General features: G+C 56.0%; 17 protein-coding genes. All 17 read left to right on the top strand.

The window, feature by feature from the left end; genetic code table 11:
• Positions 1-215 precede the first annotated feature (215 nt).
• A complete protein-coding gene (locus M0R70_16210) occupies positions 216-431 on the top strand; it encodes a DUF433 domain-containing protein (GenBank protein ID MCK9420902.1) in 216 nt (71 codons plus the stop codon).
• Positions 428-778, top strand: a complete 351-nt coding sequence (locus M0R70_16205; GenBank protein MCK9420901.1) for a DUF5615 family PIN-like protein — start codon at positions 428-430, stop codon at positions 776-778. Before M0R70_16210 ends, M0R70_16205 begins: the two co-directional genes overlap by 4 nt.
• 150 nt (positions 779-928) lie before the next feature.
• On the top strand, positions 929-1447 hold the full coding sequence (gene def / locus M0R70_16200) for a peptide deformylase (protein MCK9420900.1): 519 nt from the start codon (positions 929-931) through the stop codon (positions 1445-1447).
• Positions 1448-1580: 133 nt separating this feature from the next.
• Positions 1581-2510: a methionyl-tRNA formyltransferase gene (gene fmt, locus M0R70_16195; GenBank protein ID MCK9420899.1), complete on the top strand. Its 930-nt coding sequence runs from the start codon at positions 1581-1583 to the stop codon at positions 2508-2510.
• 125 nt (positions 2511-2635) lie between these two features.
• Positions 2636-3418: a DUF116 domain-containing protein gene (locus M0R70_16190; protein ID MCK9420898.1), complete on the top strand. Its 783-nt coding sequence runs from the start codon at positions 2636-2638 to the stop codon at positions 3416-3418.
• 301 nt (positions 3419-3719) lie between these two features.
• Positions 3720-5105: a 16S rRNA (cytosine(967)-C(5))-methyltransferase RsmB gene (gene rsmB, locus M0R70_16185; GenBank protein ID MCK9420897.1), complete on the top strand. Its 1386-nt coding sequence runs from the start codon at positions 3720-3722 to the stop codon at positions 5103-5105.
• 132 nt (positions 5106-5237) lie between these two features.
• Complete coding sequence (locus M0R70_16180; GenBank protein ID MCK9420896.1) at positions 5238-5954, top strand: PASTA domain-containing protein; 717 nt, start codon at positions 5238-5240, stop codon at positions 5952-5954.
• A 153-nt stretch (positions 5955-6107) separates the two neighbouring features.
• On the top strand, positions 6108-6767 hold the full coding sequence (rpe, locus tag M0R70_16175) for a ribulose-phosphate 3-epimerase (GenBank protein ID MCK9420895.1): 660 nt from the start codon (positions 6108-6110) through the stop codon (positions 6765-6767).
• A gap of 116 nt (positions 6768-6883) precedes the next feature.
• Positions 6884-8671, top strand: coding sequence for a histone-lysine N-methyltransferase (locus M0R70_16170; GenBank protein MCK9420894.1), 1788 nt, complete (start codon positions 6884-6886; stop codon positions 8669-8671).
• Positions 8601-10043: a DUF2157 domain-containing protein gene (locus M0R70_16165; protein ID MCK9420893.1), complete on the top strand. Its 1443-nt coding sequence runs from the start codon at positions 8601-8603 to the stop codon at positions 10041-10043. The genes M0R70_16170 and M0R70_16165 overlap by 71 nt, the downstream gene beginning before the upstream one ends.
• The gene (locus tag M0R70_16160; GenBank protein MCK9420892.1) at positions 10043-10774 is read left to right on the top strand and encodes a GDYXXLXY domain-containing protein; all 732 of its coding nucleotides are present in this window, start codon (positions 10043-10045) and stop codon (positions 10772-10774) included. Before M0R70_16165 ends, M0R70_16160 begins: the two co-directional genes overlap by 1 nt.
• Positions 10775-10994: 220 nt before the next feature.
• The gene (locus tag M0R70_16155; protein ID MCK9420891.1) at positions 10995-12998 is read left to right on the top strand and encodes a PAS domain S-box protein; all 2004 of its coding nucleotides are present in this window, start codon (positions 10995-10997) and stop codon (positions 12996-12998) included.
• Between the two features lie 636 nt (positions 12999-13634).
• Entirely contained in the window at positions 13635-15362 is a 1728-nt protein-coding gene (locus M0R70_16150) for a TIGR03960 family B12-binding radical SAM protein (GenBank protein ID MCK9420890.1), read from the top strand.
• Between the two features lie 105 nt (positions 15363-15467).
• Positions 15468-16256 (top strand): peptidoglycan editing factor PgeF, encoded by a 789-nt coding sequence (pgeF, locus tag M0R70_16145; protein ID MCK9420889.1) that lies wholly within the window; start codon positions 15468-15470, stop codon positions 16254-16256.
• 125 nt (positions 16257-16381) lie between these two features.
• Entirely contained in the window at positions 16382-17068 is a 687-nt protein-coding gene (locus M0R70_16140) for a YggS family pyridoxal phosphate-dependent enzyme (GenBank protein ID MCK9420888.1), read from the top strand.
• A gap of 62 nt (positions 17069-17130) precedes the next feature.
• Positions 17131-17940, top strand: coding sequence for a pyrroline-5-carboxylate reductase (gene proC, locus M0R70_16135; protein ID MCK9420887.1), 810 nt, complete (start codon positions 17131-17133; stop codon positions 17938-17940).
• A 57-nt stretch (positions 17941-17997) separates the two neighbouring features.
• Positions 17998-18297, top strand: a complete 300-nt coding sequence (locus M0R70_16130; protein ID MCK9420886.1) for a YggT family protein — start codon at positions 17998-18000, stop codon at positions 18295-18297.
• Positions 18298-18399: the final 102 nt, after the last annotated feature.

Raw genomic sequence — 18399 nt, 5'->3', positions numbered from 1 at the left:
AAATGATAGAATGTTTCATGACCTGCCTCCTTGGTGTGGCTCTGTATTTGGGAACTGGGTTCCCAAGTATAACCCACGTTGCAAGGGGCAGGTCACTTGATTTTCAACTGTCAACCATTATGTCTATCCATCTTATGACACAACTGTAAAAAGCATTGTTTACGGGCGCTCTTTGATATATAATTAATACACCTTGGATAGAAAGGAGCGAAAGAATGAATACTCGTATTGTATCCGACCCTAACATCTGCGGGGGCGAACCGTGTGTAAAAGGGACCCGCATCCCTGTCCATATCATTCTCAGCCATCTTGCCGCGGGTGAAAACTACGAAACGATTCTGAGGAATTTTCCGCGCCTGAAGAGTGAAGACATCAAGGCATGTCTTGAATATGCCTCGTTTCTCGCGACAGAAAAGCTTGCAGTGGCATGAAGATCGTTCTTGATGAAAGCGTAAGCTATGGGCTTGCCGAAGTCCTGCTTCGCGATGGTCATCAGATCGTTGCCATTGCGGAGGCGGCAACGTCCGGCAATACCGATGAAGAAGTATTTAACCTCGCCTGTAAAAGCAAATCTGTTCTTATTACCAGAGATTACCACTTTACAAATCCCCTGAGATTTCCTTCGGAAAAGACCGGTGGAATCATTTATATCAGACATGGGAATCTGACCTCGGAAGAAGAGATTCTGATGGTCACGAAATTCTTCACGAATCATCCCCCCGCCGAATTCAGCGGCAGATTGGCGACGTTATACAGAGATAGTGTAAAAATTCGCTGAGGATCATGTCAGGTCTCAATATGGCTTGCAATTTATCACTATACTATCCGCGTATTTTTTCTGTAAACGGTATGTCCGCCTGACCAAACCCTGACTTTATCCATCTTATACCTTGATTTATCAAATAAATCATGTTACATATGCATTACCATGACACTTCGTGAAATTCGCACCTATCCGGACCCTGTGCTCCGGAATAAAACTTCCCGTGTAGAGCGCATCGACAGCACCCTCAACCGTCTGATCGAGGATATGGTGGAAACCATGCACGCTGCTCCCGGCGTCGGGCTTGCGGCCAACCAGGTGGGGGTGCCGCTCCAACTTGCAGTGATCGACCTGAGCTTGCGGGAAGACGAAGAACAGCGTCACCCGCTTCTCGTTATCATCAATCCCGAGATACTTGCCATGGAGGGGTCGATCATCGAAGAAGAAGGCTGCCTCAGCATCCCGGACTACGCTGAGAAGGTCAAGCGCGCCGCACGGGTCAAGGTCCGCGCGCAGGACAGGACGGGCAAGCAGTTCGAGCTCGAGGCCGAAGGCCTCATGGCAAAGGCCCTCCAGCATGAGATCGACCACCTGAACGGACTGTTGTTCGTGGACAGATTAAGCCCGCTCAAGAAGAGTCTCTTCAAGCGAAGATTCAAGAAGGCGCTGCTGGAGAAGGAATAGCTCTTTAGCAAGCTCCAAATTACAAATCCCAAGTTCCCAATAAATACCAATATCCAAATAACAATAATCAAACGTTTGGAATTTGGTGCTTGGTTATTATTTGTTCTTTGGTGCTTGGGATTTGGAGTTTGTTATGAGACTCATCTACATGGGAACACCGCAGTTCGCGGCAGAGCCGCTTCGCGCCCTGGCTGCAGCCGGACATGATATTGCCGGTATAGTCACGCGGACCGACAAGCCGGCCGGCCGCGGCCGGACCCTTGCCGCGCCGCCGGTCAAACGTACAGCACAAGAGCTGGGGCTCGTTGTATTTCAGCCCACGCGTGTAAGGGACCCGGAGTTCATCGGAATTCTCCGGAAGATGGAACCCGACGCGATCATTGTAGCAGCGTATGGACAGATACTCCCGAAAGAGATCCTGACGCTCCCTAAATTCGGCTGTATCAATATTCACGCTTCGCTCCTGCCCGCGTACCGGGGCGCCGCGCCCATCAACTGGGCGATCATCCGCGGCGAGCACGAGACCGGCAACACCATCATGCTGATGGACGAGGGCATGGACACGGGCGCGATCCTGATGCAGGAGAGCCTCCCCATTGGCCCGGAAGACACGGCGGGCGCGCTGACAGAGAAGCTTGCAGCGCTCGGCGCGAAGCTCATTATAACAGCATTGCCGCTTCTCGCGTCAGGAAAGCTTGCTCCGATCGCCCAGGACGGAACGAAAGCCACCCTGGCGCCTCTTCTTGCAAAAGGAGACGGTCTTATCGACTGGGACCTTTCCGCCCGGGATATCCACAACCGCGTAAGGGGACTTTCTCCCTGGCCCGGCGCATACTCCTCTCTGGACAGGAAGATGGTGAAGATCATCGCAACAGGGGTGCTTGACGGGACCGGCGAGGCGGGGTTGCTGTACGAAAGGGACAAAAACACCCTGGTGGCGGGCACCGGCAGCGGCCTGCTCCGCATCCTGACCATTCAGCCAGAGGGGAAAAAGCCCATGACCGCAGGCGAGTTCATGCGGGGACACCGGGGAATAGTGGGGGAAAAGTTTACCAATTCATAGCGCGGCCTCTGGCCGCAGCCAATGCAAATTGCAAAATTTAGGTATGGCCACCGACCATGTGTCTTTGTTCTCCCTTTTGACTTTTGCATTTTGCACTTTGACTTTTGCATTGCGTCTTTAAAACCATGTCCGAACCCAAAAAAAGAATATTCATCGGCCTCATTGTCTTCACGGTTATGTTCATTACCGCGGTCGCCGTGGTGATCTATCTGATCCCCTACGTGGGGCTCAGGAACATCCATCCGCTTGCGCCGACGATCGTACTGTACGGCATGGCCGCGGCGCTCGGCCTCCTGATCCTCGGCGTGGGATTGTTGATCCTCACGCTGGTCAGGGGCAAAGAGATCTTTTTCGCGTCGCGGCTCCGCGGGATCGTGATCGAGGTGCTTTTTCCCATCATGATCGTGCTGGGGAAGCTCCTCGGCCTGTCCAAGGAGAAGGTGCAGCAGTCCTTCGTGGAGGTGAACAATCTGCTCGTTCGCGCGCGCTACGCGGAAAGCAGGCCCAAGCGCGTCCTGCTGCTGATGCCGCATTGCCTCCAGTTCAGCGATTGCGCGATCAAGGTCACGAGCGACGTATCAAAGTGCCAGGCATGCGGCAAGTGCAAGATCAAGGACCTCGTGGAACTGGCCCGGAAATACAACGTACACCTCTCCGTGGCCACGGGTGGAACGCTCGCCCGGCGCAGGGTGGCGGAAGCAAAGCCGGAAGCGATCATAGCCGTTGCCTGCGAGCGTGACTTGACAAGCGGCATCCAGGACGCCTACCCCCTGCCCGTGATCGGGATCCTGAACGATCGTCCCTTTGGTCCCTGCTTCAACACCAGCGTAGATCTCACCCGGGTCGCTGAAGCGCTTGATTTCTTCGCAGGCGGCAACCGGCCGCAGCCAATGCAAAATGCAAAATGATAATTTGTGTCCGCGAAAAAAATCTGATTTAACCGCAGAGTCGCAGAGGGCGCAGAGAAAACCAATTCATTTTTGTGGCTATTCATCTAATCTAACATCAGCTCTCTGATATCCATCTTAGGTCATCCCCGAATGTTTCTATCGGGGATCCGGTTCTTTACGTATTTTAGGAAAACCATATTCCCGATGAATTCCCCGGGAATGACAGTTTAGTAATATGGGCTGCCGAAGGGAAGGTCATAATGCTGAATAGTTGCGAATTTAATTCCTTAGTTACTCCGGAGGAAGAGCATACGTTGTCATGCCTATGAATGACGCGAACCGCTCACCGAAGACCGGGGCTGACTTTCGCAGAGGGGATAAGGATATCCCGCGGGAGACGGCGCTCACGATCCTTTGCCGTGCCGAGAACGGCGTCTTTATCGATACGCCGCTTGCCCAGGCGCGACAGAGCCTGGATGCGCGCGACAGCGCGTTCCTGCTTGAGCTCGTGTACGGCGTGCTCCGGAATCGAGCCCTGCTTGACTGGACACTGAATCAATTTTCCGTCCAGCCCGTGGAAAAAACGGACGTTTGGACCCGGAATATCCTGCGGCTCGGCGCCTACCAGATGTTCTTCCTTGACCGGGTGCCGGTGAGCGCTGCCGTGAACACGGCAGTGGATCTCGCAAAAGAGCATGGCAACAAGCACGGATATGTGAACGGACTGCTCAGAGGCCTGGACAGAAAGCGGAGCACGATCAAGTATCCTGAATCCGGGGATCCGGTCGCGCGCCTGTCGATGCTCTATTCGCACCCGGCCTGGCTCGTGAAACGCTGGGTCTCGCGGTACGGCGCTGAGGCGGCGGAGACGCTGCTTGTGGAGAACAATCGTCCCGCGCTGCTCACGATCAGGACAAATACGCTTAAGACGACGCGGGCCGCTCTCCGGGCCGCACTGGAAGCCGAGGGGGTGCAGGTCTCGGAGACAACCCGTTCTCCCGCCGGTCTTGACATTCTTTTCTCACCGCAGTGGCTTCGAGCACTTCAGGCCTATCGGGACGGCTGGTTCATGGTCCAGGACCAGGCGGCCCAGCTCATCAGTCTGCTGCTCACGCCTCAACCAGGCGAGACGATCATGGATGCCTGCGCGGCCCCCGGCGGCAAGGCAACGCACCTGGCCGAGCTCATGCACGACCAGGGCAGCGTCGTGGCGATCGAGCTTGATGCCTCCCGGATCGCGAAGATCCGCGAGAACAGCAGGAGGCTCGGAACCACGATCATCTCGCCAATGCAGGGTGATGCATCGAAGTATCATGCAGGGGTCTTTGACAGGGTGCTGATCGATGCGCCCTGCTCCGGCCTCGGCGTGCTGCGCAGGCATCCCGACGGCAGGTGGAACAAGGAAGAGCGGACGGTGAGCGAGCATACGACGCTCCAGAGGCGGATCCTCGAGAACTGCGCTGTCCTGCTGAAGCCCGGCGGGACGCTCGTTTACGCCACCTGTACCACGGAGCCTGAAGAGAACGATGACGTTATAACCTGGTTTCTCACGGGACCGGGAAGCTCTTTCAGCATCGATGATCCTCGCCCTTTTCTTCCGCGGGCTGCTGCAGCGCTTGTGGATGCAAAGGGCCTTTTCAGGACGTTCCCGCAGGCGCCGGAGATGGATGGGTTCTTCGGCGTGAGGATGGTGAAGAGAAGATAGGTCAAGGGGCACGTTAAGTCAGTTCGGAGTTCGGAGTGTGGAGTTCGGAACTGCAGGGGAATAGGGCATAGGAATGGCAGGCCCAGAAGTTCTTGCATTGTAATTTTACTGTGGTAAAATGCGAGTTCTGACATGGAACGGTTTCTCAAAGGTCTGGGTTTATTCATTGCACTCATCGGCGTGGGAATTTTGAGTGCATTCGCAGTTGTCGCGCTGCTTCTTCGACAGGAAGAAGTGCGCATGCCTGACCTTACGGGACAGGACATCGTGAACGTGATCGAGACGGTTGCCCAGCAGGGATTGCAGCTCAAGGTGGACCGGCGGGAAGCTCATCCGACCCTGCCGAGGGACGCGGTAATTTCCCAATCGCCGGCGCCGGAGGTCGGGATAAAAAAGGGCCGGCAGGTGCGCGTGGTCGTCAGCCAGGGGCCGAGTGACACTCAGGCGTTAAAACTGGTGGGGGAAAACTTTCGCAAGGCCGACATGATGATACGGCAGGCGGGTTTTTCCCCCGGAACGGTGTCAAGGGTGTTCTCGGACCGCGTGGAGCGCGATATGGTGATCGCGCAGGGGCCGGAGGCCGGGAACCCGCTTGAAAAAGGGAGCGGCATCAGCCTGCTTATCAGTGCGGGCAATAAAGCGCCGCTGTATGTCATGCCGGCGCTGACGGGGAAAAAAGCGAAAGAGGCGCTCAGGATCATCGACAGGATAGGCCTGCAGCGCAGGGTCATCACGAGGCCCCCCGGGAACGAGGAAACAGGAACGGACCGGATCGTCATCCAGCAGAAGCCGGGGGCGGGGTCGCCCGTTGCCAGGGATGCGACGGTTGATATTGTGGTGAATAGATAGCGCGGCCGCGGGCCGCGCAATTGGAAATTGGAGATTGGAAATTTTAAATTGTAAATTTGAGAAATCGAACAAAGCCGATATCACTGTGCAATTCATTTTGAAATTTTCAATTTGCAATTTCCAACTTCCAATTTTTATTTTTAGAGGAATACCATGACGAAAAAAATAAAAGTAGCTCCTTCAATCCTGTCCGCCGACTTCTCCCGGCTGGGCGAGGAGATCAAAGCGGTCGAGGCCGCCGGCGCCGATATCATCCATGTCGATGTGATGGACGGGCACTTTGTGCCGAACATCACCATTGGCCCGCTGATCGTGGAAGCGGCCCGTAAAAGCACGAAGCTGCCGCTCGACGTGCACCTGATGATCACCAACCCGGAGCTGTACATTGCCGATTTCGCGAGGGCGGGGGCTGATTATATTGCCGTACATGTGGAGACCGCATTTCACCTGAACAGGCTGATCCAGTCGATCCGGGAGCACAAGGGCGTGAAGGCGGCGGTGTCCTTGAACCCCGCGACGCCTCTTTCGAGTCTCGATTATATTCTGCCGGAACTCGACATGGTGCTCATCATGTCCGTGAACCCGGGCTTTGGCGGCCAGTCGTTCATCCCCTCGGCAATTGACAAGATCCGGCAGCTCCGGAAGCGGATCGACGCACTGGGCCTGAAGATCGAGATCGAGGTGGACGGAGGAGTGAAGCCTGAAAATGCGGCACAGATCGCCGAAGCGGGCGCTGATATCCTTGTGGCAGGTTCGGCAGTATTCGGCAAGAAGGATTATGCGGCTGCGATCAGGGGCATCAGGGGAGCATGACGGCTCATTGGAAATTGAAGATTGGAAATTGGAAATCTTAAATTGACGCCCTGTTTATTTACATTGTGCAATCTCAAATCTTCAATTTTCAATTTATTTGTAAACCGGAGGTTACCTTGGCCATCAAAAAGCAGACCATCAAAACACCCTTCGAACTCAAGAACGTGAAAGATCCGGTTCTGTACCGGGACATGTTCCCCTATTCAAGCGTGCCCCGGGTGGTGCTCGAGGACCGGATGATCCAGACCAATATTCCGAAGGATATCTGGATCACGGACACCACGTTCCGGGATGGTCAACAGTCGCGGCCGCCCTATACGCCCAGGCAGATCGCTGACATCTTCGACTTCATGCACCGGATGAGCGGGCCTCAGGGCGTGATCCGGCAGACCGAATTCTTTCTGTACTCTGAAAAGGACCGCGAAGCAGTGAAGCTCTGCATGGAGCGAGGCTACCGCTTTCCCGAGATCACGGGCTGGATCAGGGCGAACAAAAAAGATTTCAAACTGGTGAAGGAGATGGGGCTCAGGGAAACGGGCATTCTCACGTCATGCTCCGACTATCACATTTTCCTGAAGCTCAACCTGTCCCGCAAGGAAGCGCTCCAGCAGTACCTCGATATCGTTGCAACGGCGCTGGAGCAGGGCATCATTCCCCGCTGCCACCTCGAAGACATCACCCGGGCGGATTTCTACGGGTTCGTCATCCCCTTTGTGCAGGAGCTGATGAAGCTCTCGGAAGCGGCCAAGATCCCGGTCAAGGTCAGGGCCTGCGACACCATGGGCTACGGTTTCCCCTTCCCGGGCACGGCCCTCCCGCGCGGCGTGCCCGAGATCTTTTACGCCCTGATCCACGACGGCGGCGTGCCGTCGGAGCAGCTCGAATGGCATGGCCACAACGATTTTCACAAGGTGCTCGTCAACGGCGTGGCCGCGTGGATGTACGGCTGCTCGGCCGTGAACGGCGCGTTGCTGGGATTTGGCGAGCGTACGGGCAATACGCCCATTGAGGCCATGATCATCGATTATATCAGCCTCACGGGGAATGATTCCGGCATCGACACCGCGGCCATCACGGACATGGCCGAGTACTTCAGAAGGGAATTGAACTTCCCGATCCCGGCCAACTATCCCTTTGTGGGTTCGGAGTTCAACTCCACGAGCGCCGGCATCCATGCCGACGGCATGCTGAAGAACGAGGAGATCTACAATATCTTCGACACCTCGAAGATCCTGAAGCGGCCCATGGGCGTGATCATCACCGATAAATCAGGCATCGCCGGCATTGCCCAATGGGTGAACAGCCACCTCGGGCTGGATTCGGACAAGAAGATCGACAAGCGCCACCCTGGTCTTGCCAAGATGAACAAGTGGGTGATGGAACAGTACGAGCAGGGAAGGACCACGAGCATCTCCCACGACGAACTTCTGGAGCGGGCGAAGAAGTCCCTCTCCGAGTACTTCATCTCCGACCTCGACAGGCTGAAAAAGAAAGCGTCGGAAGTGGCGCGCCACATCGTGGAGGGGTTTGTTGAGCGGCCGGAGATCCGGTCCATGGATCCCGCAAAACAGGAGCCGGTGATGGAGAAGCTCCAGCGGGAAGACCCGTACATTCAGTTCGCCTACGTGGTGAATAAAGAGGGCAACAAGATAACCAAGAACATTACGGATATCGAGAACAAGGCCAAATATGAGGTTGCCGGCCTGGGCGACAACTTCTCGGACCGGTCGTGGTTCATCAATCCGATGAAGGACGGCAAGAGCTTTGTGTCGGACTTCTACACCTCGAAGATCACCGGCGCGCTCTGCATCACCGTGTCGGCGCCCATCGCTGATGATGCGAGCACTATCGTCGGTGTATTCGGCGTGGACATCAGGTTCGAGGACCTGGTACGGGCGGAATAGGGCAGGCGATCAGACAACAAGGGATGCGGGTGGAACGGGATCAGGAAGCTTCGTTCATCCGCATCAATGTCCGCTGAACGCCAAAAGGAAAGACGAGATCATCTTCAGTTTTCCCGTGATGACAAAACCGGACAGAACATTCATTCAGACGCTCGAAACCGAAGCAGGAAAATGGCTCGAAGAGGGTATCGTCGAGCCGGAGCAGAAGGACCGTATCCTCGAAAGGTACGCGGGCATGAAGGCGGCCGAGGACAAAGCGGGGCCGACCAAGCTCATCACCGCGATCTCGGTACTCGGTTCCCTCCTGGTGGGGATCGGCGTCCTGCTCTTCGTTGCTTCGAACTGGTCCCGGATCCCGAATGCGGGCAGGCTCGCGATCATCTTCATTTCGCTCCTCGCCTCCTACGGCACGGGTTTCTTTCTTCGCTACGAGCGCCGGAACTCTCCGCGCGTCGGCGCGGGGCTTATCCTGCTCGGCTCGCTCATCTTCGGGGCGGGGATCTTCCTCATCGCCCAGATGTACCATATCTCGGTACACTATCCCAACGGTCCGCTGATCTGGGGGCTTGCCGCGCTGCCGCTCGCATACCTCCTGGGTCTGAACTCACTCCTGTCGCTCGCGATCATCGATCTTCTCCTCTGGCTCGGGATGGAGGCGACCTTCTCCCTGTCCTTTTTCAGCGCCTACGGCAACATCACGGTCTTCATCGCGCTCTTTCTCATGGCAGGCATTACCCTGTGGGCATTCGGTCTCATGCACCGCGGTTTCCCGTCCCTCGAGCACCTTTCCGGCCCCTATCTCGGCATCGGCCTGTTCCTCACGCTCGCCTCCGGTTATGTGCTCACCTTCGCGTTCATGCAGTGGCATTTCGGCGCGTCTGCGCTCAGGTATTTCTATTACGGTTTCACGATCCTGTTCGCTGCCGCTCTCACGCTCTTCATCGTCAAAGGGGAAAAGGGGAAAACATGGATAGCCGAAACGGTATTTCTGGCCGCCCTGTTCCTGATCGTGCTTCTCTTTTGCCTTACCAGCAAGGGCTTCCTGGGGACGTCACCTGAGACATATTCCACCGAGTACACGCGGCGCGACCAGGGCTACTCCATGCTGCGGCTGGCCTTCAACCTCCTGTATGCGCTCCAGATCATCGGCGTGATCGTACTCGGCTACCTCAGGCGGAACAGGGCCTACATCAACCTCGGCCTGGTCTTCTTCGTCCTCGAGGTGATCGCCCGATATTTCGACTTCTTCTGGAAACTGATGCCCCGCTCACTCTTCTTCATTGGCGGCGGTCTCCTGCTTCTCGCCGGCGGTATCGTGCTCGAAAAGAAGCGGCGCACGGTGCTGGCATCGTTCAACCTGGAGGCCGACTGATGCGCATCAAGTTCATCCTGATCGTTTGTCTCCAGGTGCTGCTGCTTCTCGGCATCATCGCCTACCGGGAATACTGGATCGCGACGGGCGACAAGGTGGTGCTCAAGACCACGCCCGTGGACCCGCGCGACCTCTTCCGGGGCGATTACGTCAACCTTACCTACGAGATCACCAACCTGCTTCTTGACAGCGGTTCGCAAAAGCCTGATTTTCTGCCGGGCCAGTCGATCTATGTCAACCTCGATATGATTGCCGACGGCACGTCGTTTGCCGCGTCGGTCAGCAAGGAGCGGCCGGCGAGCGGACAATACATCCAGGGAAGGGTGCGGAATGAATACCGGGAGTCGAAATGGAACTTGACGTTTCAGGACGATAACGGCGTGAAACGGGAGGTCACCCACTCAGGGATGCAGGGATTGAAGAAAGGCGACGCGATCACCGCCTGCCTTGACAATCAGGGCAGCATGCTCTCCTATAACAAGGACAACGCGGCATATAAACAGCCCTGCTGGCAGGGCATCCAGCCAGTTCACGGGATTGTCGGGGAGATCACGGAGATCAGGACCAAGAAGGTGAATGTGCAATACGGGATCGAAAGCTATTTTGTGGAAGAGGGGAAAGGGATCCAGCTCGAGCAGGGAAGGAATGTTCGCGGGCCGATGAAGGTCGAGGTGTCGCTCAGGAAGGACGGCAAGGGGATCATATCCAGGCTGTTGCCGGACAAACAGTAGGTTTGGCAGCCGGTGATGCCTCGCGAGGAATGACGGAAGGGAAGAACCATCGTCATTGATCATGAATCCATCGAAAGAATACATTCCCGTCCGCTTTTTTGGTATACTTTAGGTGGTTATAGACGCATTGTCCAGATTTACCGTGAGCAGGGATCGACGCGCTTCGGGTCTTCCGGCAAGCGGAGAGACCCCCGCGCATCGTGCATGAACGTGGTCCCCAATGACAGAGAAAAAAAAACATCCTGCCCACGATCCCCATGACGGTTCCAGGAATACCGGCGCCGTGCCCCGGGAATTTCCCCCGGTGAATGACCCTCCGGACCGCACCCAGGTGGAAACCGCGCTCAGCGATAGCAAAAATTTTCTTCAGACCATTATTGAGACCGAGCCGGAATGCGTCAAGCTCGTTGCTTCCGACGGAACCCTGATCATGATGAACCGCGCGGGACTGGAGATGATCCAGGTGGATTCGCTCGATCAGGCCAAGGGCAAATCGATCTTCCCCCTCATTGCGCCGGAATATCGCGAGGCCTTCAGGAAACTTACGGAAGAGGTCTTTCAGGGCAAGCCGGGTACCCTGACCTTCAAGATGACCGGCATCAAGGGCAGGCAGCTTTGGCTCGATACCCATGCTGTCCCCCTTCGCAACGACAAGGATGAGATCATCGCCCTTCTCGGGATAACCCGCGACGTCACCGAGCAGAAGAAGGTAGAGGGGGCGCTGCTGGAGGAGAAGAAATTCTCCGATGCGGTCATCGACAGCCTGCCCGGGCTGTTCTATATCATTGATGAGTCGGGGAACGTAATTCGATGGAATAAAAATTTTCAAGAGGTGTTCGGTTATTCACCAGAAGAGATGACAAACAAGAATGCGCTCGATTTTTTCCGGGAAGATCGGGAACTGGTCAGCAGCAAGATACAAGAGGTGTTTCGCAGCGGCAGCGCCTCGGTTGAAGCAACAATGGTTACGAAGAACGGCTTATCCATATCGTTCATGCTGAATGGATTCCGGATGATCATGAACGACAAGCCGTATCTTGTGGGAGTGGGCATCGACATTTCGGAACGGAAACGGCTTGAAGACCAGCTCCGCCAGTCGCAGAAGATGGAATCCATCGGGACCCTTGCCGGTGGAATCTCCCACGACTTCAATAATATCCTGACCGCGATCATCGGATACGGAAGCCTTTTGCAGATGAAAATGAGGGATGACGACCCGCTCAGGCACCATGTTGATCAGATCCTCTCCTCGGCCAACCGGGCGGCAAGCCTGACCCAGGGTCTGCTCGCCTACGGCAGAAAGCAGGTACTGAATCCCCAGCGGGTCAACCTGAACGACATTATCATGAAAGTGGAGCGATTCCTCGCGAGGCTCATCGGCGAGGACGTGGAGTTCAAGTGCATCCTGACCGATAAGGATGTAACGGTCCTTGCGGATGCCGGGCAACTCGAGCAGCTGCTGATGAACCTCGTGACCAATGCTCGCGACGCCATGCCGGACGGCGGATACCTGTATATAGAAACCCAGCGTATTGACCTGGACGAGGACCTGGCAAACGCCCACGATATCCGCACACCCGGGACGTATGTCCAGCTGATGGTCACGGACTCGGGCATGGGTATGGATCAGAAGACCCGGGAGAGGATCTTCGAACCCTTTTTCACGACAAAAGAGGTGGGCAGGGGCACGGGCCTTGGACTGGCCATGGTCTACGGCATCATCAAACAGCACAACGGCTTTGTCGAGGTTGAAAGCGAGATCGGAAGGGGGACCACGCTCAAGATTTATCTGCCCGTCGCGCCACGGGAGAGGGAAGGAACACCATCGGTCGATCTGCCTGAAGTCACAGGAGGCACGGAGACCATCCTCGTTGCCGAGGACGATGAGACCGTGAGAAATTTGATCACCAGCGTTCTCACGCAGTTCGGCTATACCGTAATTCAGGCGGAAAACGGGGAGGATGCCGTCAAAAAGTTCATGGCCAACCGGGGCGCGATCAAACTGCTCCTTCTTGACTTTATGATGCCGAAAAAGAACGGAAAGGAGACCTATGATAAGATCAGGATCTTCGAGCCCGACATCAAGTCGTTGTTCCTCAGCGGATATGCCGCCGATATCATGGGTCAAAAAGGGCTGATGGAAAAGGGCTTGAACGTTATTTACAAGCCGATACTGATGAACGATCTTTTGCGGAAGGTGCGGGCGATCCTGGACGGGAAATGAATTCAGCGCCATCCTGATGGGAAGCGGATTTCTTTCGGATCATCTCTTCACTATTTCTCTATCCCCTCTCAAGAAAACCGGGTCTTCCGGAACAATCTGTTTTCTGAAGGTTATCTCTGTTGGCACTTGTTCCACGTGTGCATCAATTTTTTTGGGCAGCTCATCACTCGGCCGCCCCCGATTAAGGCATTCGAGGGCAGGCTGTGCATGCCGGGCATATACAGTACCTCAGCCCTGATATGCAGGTCTCGCAGCACTCCACCCTCGCCCTTTAAAAAAGGGCTCGGCCGTGTCTGCCTTGTCTTGTTCTCGCAACAACGATCTGTGCAGCATTGCTATGCGCGTCTCTCGCGTCAGAGCTACCCGGCGCAGGGGAAAGGCAGAACCAAAAAGCTTTACTCCAACCCCGCACGAAGGGGATGTGCAAAAAAATGATCTCCTCCTCATGATCTGAGTTAAGGTCAGATAAAAGCAACCCACACAAAACCCGGAAGACCCTCATTTTTTATCCGCCGTTATCATAAGTAAATCCGCCCCTTCAGTGTCCAGGTTCTTTTTTCTTCATGCCGGGGATGAACAAAAAATCCTGCCCGAATTGTTTTGCGCGCGGCGTCCCGGCTATAGTATAATCCCTCCATGTCCAGGAAGCTCAAGGAAAAAGTCGATGCCCTGCTCGCGGCGGAGCGCGGAACGATCGTGAAGGCCCGGGACGCTGAAGTAACGGTCGCGCTGGCCTATCCCAATACCTACCCTATCGGCATGTCGAACCTCGGCGTGCACCAGATCTACTCCCTACTGAACAACCGTCCCGACACTGCGTGTGAACGTGTGTTCCTGCCTGATGAGGATGATGCTGAAGAGTATGTAAAGACCGGCACAAAACTGTTCTGCCTCGAGAGCAAGCGAATGGTGAGGACGTTCGACATCCTGGCCTTCTCCGTGTCCTTTGAACAGGACTATGTTAATGTGCTCACGATGCTGCGCCTCTCCGGCATACCCGCGGACAAACGCAAACGGACCGGGGACGATCCGCTGGTGATCCTCGGCGGGATCTGCGCTTTTTTCAACCCTGAGCCGCTCACGGACTTCATCGATCTCGCCATCGTGGGGGAGGGTGAAGAAGTCGTGGGAGAGTTCATTGATGTGTACAGGAAGAACAGGGGGAAAGGGCGGCGGGAGCTTCTGATCGCGCTCAGCAGGATCCCCGGCGTCTACGTGCCGGAGTTTTACGAGGTCATGTATCATGAGGACGGGACGATCAAGGAACGCAAGAACCTTGAACTTGCTGCTCCCGACCGCATCGTCAAGAGGACGGTCAAAGACTTCGACAAGGCGCCGGCGGCAACCGTCATCCTTACCCCGAATACCGAGTTCAGCGACCGCTATCTGTCGGAGATCACCCGGGGATGCGGCAGGCACTGCCGGTTCTGCATGGCGGGTTACCTGTATCTCCCTCCCCGCAACCTGAGCATCGATAAAGCCGGTGAGCAGGCAAGCAAGGCGGACGACCTCTGCGGCAGGATCGGACTCGTGGGCGCCGCTTTGTCCGACTATCCCGATATCGACGATCTCTGCGCGCGGATCGAGGGGGGCGTCTCGGTCTCATCGCTGCGCGCTGACTCGGTCAGCGAGACGCTGATCGAACGGCTCGCGAAGAGCGGACACAAGACCATCTCGATCGCCCCCGAGGCGGGATCTGAGCGGCTTCGCAACGTGATAAACAAAGGCATTACGGAAAAAGATATCCTTCACGCCGCCGATATGGTCTTTCGCCATGACATCCCCAACCTCAAGCTGTATTTCATTGTCGGACTGCCGACGGAAACCCCGGACGATGTGGACGCGATCATCAGGCTCGCCCTCGCCGTGCATGAAATTCAGCTTACACACGCCAGGCCTCTCGGCAGGATCGGCAGGATCACGCTCTCGGTGAACTCCTTTGTCCCGAAGCCGTTCACGCCGTTCCAGTGGGAGCCGATGGAGACAGTCGAAAACCTGAACAAAAAGCTGCGCTCGCTTGAAAAGGCGGTAAGGACGATCGGGAACATGAACATCATTCACGACCTTCCGAAGTGGGAGTATATTCAGGCGCTGCTCGCGCGCGGCGACCGGAGGATCGGAAGACTGATCACGGCCGCGCATCAGAACGGCGGGGACTGGAAAAAGGCGGCGAAAACAACCGCGATCGATACGGATTTTTATGTGCATCGACGGCGCGAGTTCGATGAGCGTCTGCCCTGGGATTTTATTGACATCGGTGTGAGAAAAGAATATCTTATCAACGAGCAGCAGCGGGCGCTGGTGGAGAAATTCACGCCGCCGTGCAAGGTCGGCTCGTGCAAGACCTGCGGTGTATGCAGGTAACTGCTCAGGTTCAAGGTTCCCTGTTCACGGACTTCGGCGAACTCGGTCGAGCCGTTCAAAGTTGGAAAGCCATGAACCCTGAACCCTGCATGATGACTATCATAGATGAATACCGTTAAACCACATCAAAAAAAATGCGCTGATTCCGGTAAGGCCGGGGGTGATGAATTTTTTTCGATCCCAGCACTCGACAAGGCAACCGGGATGATCCATGCCTTTACCACGAGGCAGGGCGGGCTGGGCGCAAGGAACAACGGCACCAGGCATCCGGATGACTGGAAAACGGTGGCAAGCGCTTTCGGGATCTGTATTGACCGGGTGGTGACCGTGGAACAGGTGCACGGTGAAAATATCGTCACGGTGGACGACTTGAACGTCCGGGATGTCCGCATTGTTCGTGCCGATGCCCTGATAACCGATGTGCCGGGGATCGCCATCGGCGTCGAGACCGCTGACTGCGTGCCGGTCCTGCTGTTCGATCCAATGAAGCCCGCCGTGGCCGCCGTGCATGCCGGCTGGAAGAGCACCGTAAAAAAGATCGTCCAGAAGGCCGTTCACCGAATGCACGAAGAATTCGGATCAGAACCCGCGCAATTGATCGCGGCGATCGGACCGGCCATCGGGCCAGAATGCTACGAGGTGGACGAAATCGTGATGGAGCGGGTCAGGGAGGCATTCTCGTTCTGGACCGAGGTCTCCACTCCGCGCGGGAATGACCGCTGGAGTCTTGACCTGGTAAAGGCAAACAAACTGGAGCTGCTGCAGATCGGACTGGCTGAACAGAATGTGCATGCGCTCGGACTCTGCACGTCATGCAGGCGCGACCTGTTCTATTCATTCCGCGCCGAGGGCAGGACCGGCAGGATGCTGTCGGTGATCATGATAAAACCGTAAAAGATTTACTATCCGCAGATTGCGCAGATTATCGCAGATGTGAACAAACCATATATGAACTTATTTGAATTTCTAAATCGGTGTCAATCCGTGTTCATCCGTGGTTAAATGGGTTTGCAGGTAATATGTCGATAGCGGACAACATCAAGACGGTGAAGGACAGGATCGCATCCGCTGCGAAGCGCGCGGGTCGCGATCCGGCGGCCGTCAGGCTCGTGGTGGTGACGAAAACCATTGATCATGAGCGGATCAAAGAGGCTGTTGACGCGGGAGCGGCAATCCTCGGCGAGAACCGTGTGCAGGAAGCGAAGGAGAAGATCGAAACACTCGGCAGTGTCGCGAGCTGGCATTTGATCGGCCACCTGCAGGTAAACAAGGCCAGACACGCGGTGAGGCTTTTTGACCTGATCCATTCAGTGGACAACCGGGAACTCGCGGCGGAGATCGATAAACAGGCCGCGAAGCTCGGGAAGGTGCAGAACGTTCTGGTCGAAGTGAATATCGCGGGAGAGGCGAGCAAGGCCGGCATGGCAGTAAAGAACGCCCCCGCTCTCGTGAGGGAGATCGCGAAACATGGCAACATCACCATTCAAGGCCTGATGACCATTCCACCGTTCTCGGAGAATCCTGAAGACTCAAGGCCTTATTTCTCTGTTCTGCGGGAGCTGGCCGAAAGCATTGTACGGGAGAATATTCCCGGCGTATTCATGCGGGAGCTCTCGATGGGGATGAGCGGGGATTTCGCGGTTGCCATTGAAGAGGGGGCTACCCTGGTCCGGGTGGGGACGGCGATATTCGGGGAGAGGGGTTAAAAGTTCGGAGTGCGGAGTTCGGAGAGTGGAGTGAAAGGCGGCGAAAGCTACTGGAGGATCTCATGTTGATAGATAAAAAGATCGCGTTCATCGGCGGGGGGAACATGGCCGAGGCGCTCATCAAGGGCTTGATCGCGGCGGGAACGACGAAACCGGACCGGATCCTGGTCACTGATGTTTCGGCAGACAGGCTTGCGCATCTTCATATGACCTATGGCGTTGCGCAGAAGGGTAATGTTGAGGCCGCGCGAGAGGCGGATATCCTCATCCTCTGTGTGAAGCCGCAGGTGGTCGAACGGGTCCTCGCGGAGATCGTCGCTGTTGTTGATGATAAAAAGCTCGTTATCTCCATCGCCGCGGGCATCGTGATCGCCAAGATAGAAAAGGCATTGAAGGAGAGTTCCCACGTGGTACGCGTGATGCCGAACACGCCGGCGCTTGTTCTTGCGGGCGCGGCGGCGCTTGCGGGCGGGAAGAACGCGACGAGCGGCGATCTTGCCCTGGCACAGAGCATCTTTAACTCGGTTGGCAGGGCGGTGATCGTGGAGGAAAAACTCATGGATGCCGTGACCGGGCTCTCGGGCAGCGGTCCGGCGTATGTGTTCATGATCATTGACGCATTGTCCGACGCCGGGGTGAAGGCGGGCCTGCCCCGTCAGCTCGCGCTCGAGCTGTCGGCCCAGACCGTGTACGGCGCGGCCAAGATGGTGCTCGAGACAAAGGAACATCCCGGCAAGCTCAGGGACATGGTCACGTCCCCCGGCGGGACGACCATCGAAGGTCTTCATGCCCTTGAAAAGGGAAAGCTCCGCGCCACGCTCATGAACGCGGTCGAGGCGGCGACGGCAAGGAGCAGGGAGTTGGGGAAGTAGGGCAGTTGGGAGTTGGAAGTTCGGAGTTGGGAGTTGGGAGGAAAAACAGGAGGCGCAATGTTTGTATTTGGAAATGTTGTTCTGGGAATTGCCAAGGTGCTTGATGTCGCGCTGAACATCTATATGTGGGTCATCATTATCAGGGCGCTCATCTCGTGGGTGAACCCGGACCCGTACAACCCGATCGTGCAGATCCTGACAAAAATGACCGAGCCAGTGCTCAGGCCGATACGCAAGCTTGTTCCGCCTTACAAAGTAGGGATCGATTTTTCGCCATTGATCGCCGCGCTTATTATTCTGTTCCTGCAGTACGCGCTGATCAATACGCTCTATCGCATCGGAAACTCGATGGGGTAAGTTATGGGCGCTCCCCGCGCCAATTTCCTGGGCACGCAAGAAAGGTGACAGGAGAAGGAAGAGGCGATAGTTTTTTGCACATCCCCTTCGCGTCCTGAACGA

The sequence above is a fragment of the Nitrospirota bacterium genome, assembly GCA_023229435.1.
In the GTDB taxonomy this organism is placed as follows: domain Bacteria; phylum Nitrospirota; class UBA9217; order UBA9217; family UBA9217; genus JALNZF01.
This window is presented reverse-complemented; position numbering and strand designations above follow the sequence as displayed.

Excerpts from the sequence above, each read along its gene's own strand:
- def (MCK9420900.1), top strand. The coding sequence starts at position 929 with ATGACACTTCGTGAAATTCGCACCTATCCGGACCCTGTGCTCCGGAAT.
- M0R70_16150 (MCK9420890.1), top strand. The coding sequence starts at position 13,635 with ATGTCCAGGAAGCTCAAGGAAAAAGTCGATGCCCTGCTCGCGGCGGAG.
- rsmB (MCK9420897.1), top strand. The coding sequence starts at position 3,720 with ATGCCTATGAATGACGCGAACCGCTCACCGAAGACCGGGGCTGACTTT.
- M0R70_16130 (MCK9420886.1), top strand. The coding sequence starts at position 17,998 with ATGTTTGTATTTGGAAATGTTGTTCTGGGAATTGCCAAGGTGCTTGAT.
- proC (MCK9420887.1), top strand. The coding sequence starts at position 17,131 with ATGTTGATAGATAAAAAGATCGCGTTCATCGGCGGGGGGAACATGGCC.
- M0R70_16205 (MCK9420901.1), top strand. The coding sequence starts at position 428 with ATGAAGATCGTTCTTGATGAAAGCGTAAGCTATGGGCTTGCCGAAGTC.
- M0R70_16140 (MCK9420888.1), top strand. The coding sequence starts at position 16,382 with ATGTCGATAGCGGACAACATCAAGACGGTGAAGGACAGGATCGCATCC.
- M0R70_16180 (MCK9420896.1), top strand. The coding sequence starts at position 5,238 with ATGGAACGGTTTCTCAAAGGTCTGGGTTTATTCATTGCACTCATCGGC.
- M0R70_16165 (MCK9420893.1), top strand. The coding sequence starts at position 8,601 with ATGATGCGAGCACTATCGTCGGTGTATTCGGCGTGGACATCAGGTTCG.
- rpe (MCK9420895.1), top strand. The coding sequence starts at position 6,108 with ATGACGAAAAAAATAAAAGTAGCTCCTTCAATCCTGTCCGCCGACTTC.
- M0R70_16155 (MCK9420891.1), top strand. The coding sequence starts at position 10,995 with ATGACAGAGAAAAAAAAACATCCTGCCCACGATCCCCATGACGGTTCC.
- pgeF (MCK9420889.1), top strand. The coding sequence starts at position 15,468 with ATGAATACCGTTAAACCACATCAAAAAAAATGCGCTGATTCCGGTAAG.
- M0R70_16160 (MCK9420892.1), top strand. The coding sequence starts at position 10,043 with ATGCGCATCAAGTTCATCCTGATCGTTTGTCTCCAGGTGCTGCTGCTT.
- fmt (MCK9420899.1), top strand. The coding sequence starts at position 1,581 with ATGAGACTCATCTACATGGGAACACCGCAGTTCGCGGCAGAGCCGCTT.
- M0R70_16210 (MCK9420902.1), top strand. The coding sequence starts at position 216 with ATGAATACTCGTATTGTATCCGACCCTAACATCTGCGGGGGCGAACCG.
- M0R70_16190 (MCK9420898.1), top strand. The coding sequence starts at position 2,636 with ATGTCCGAACCCAAAAAAAGAATATTCATCGGCCTCATTGTCTTCACG.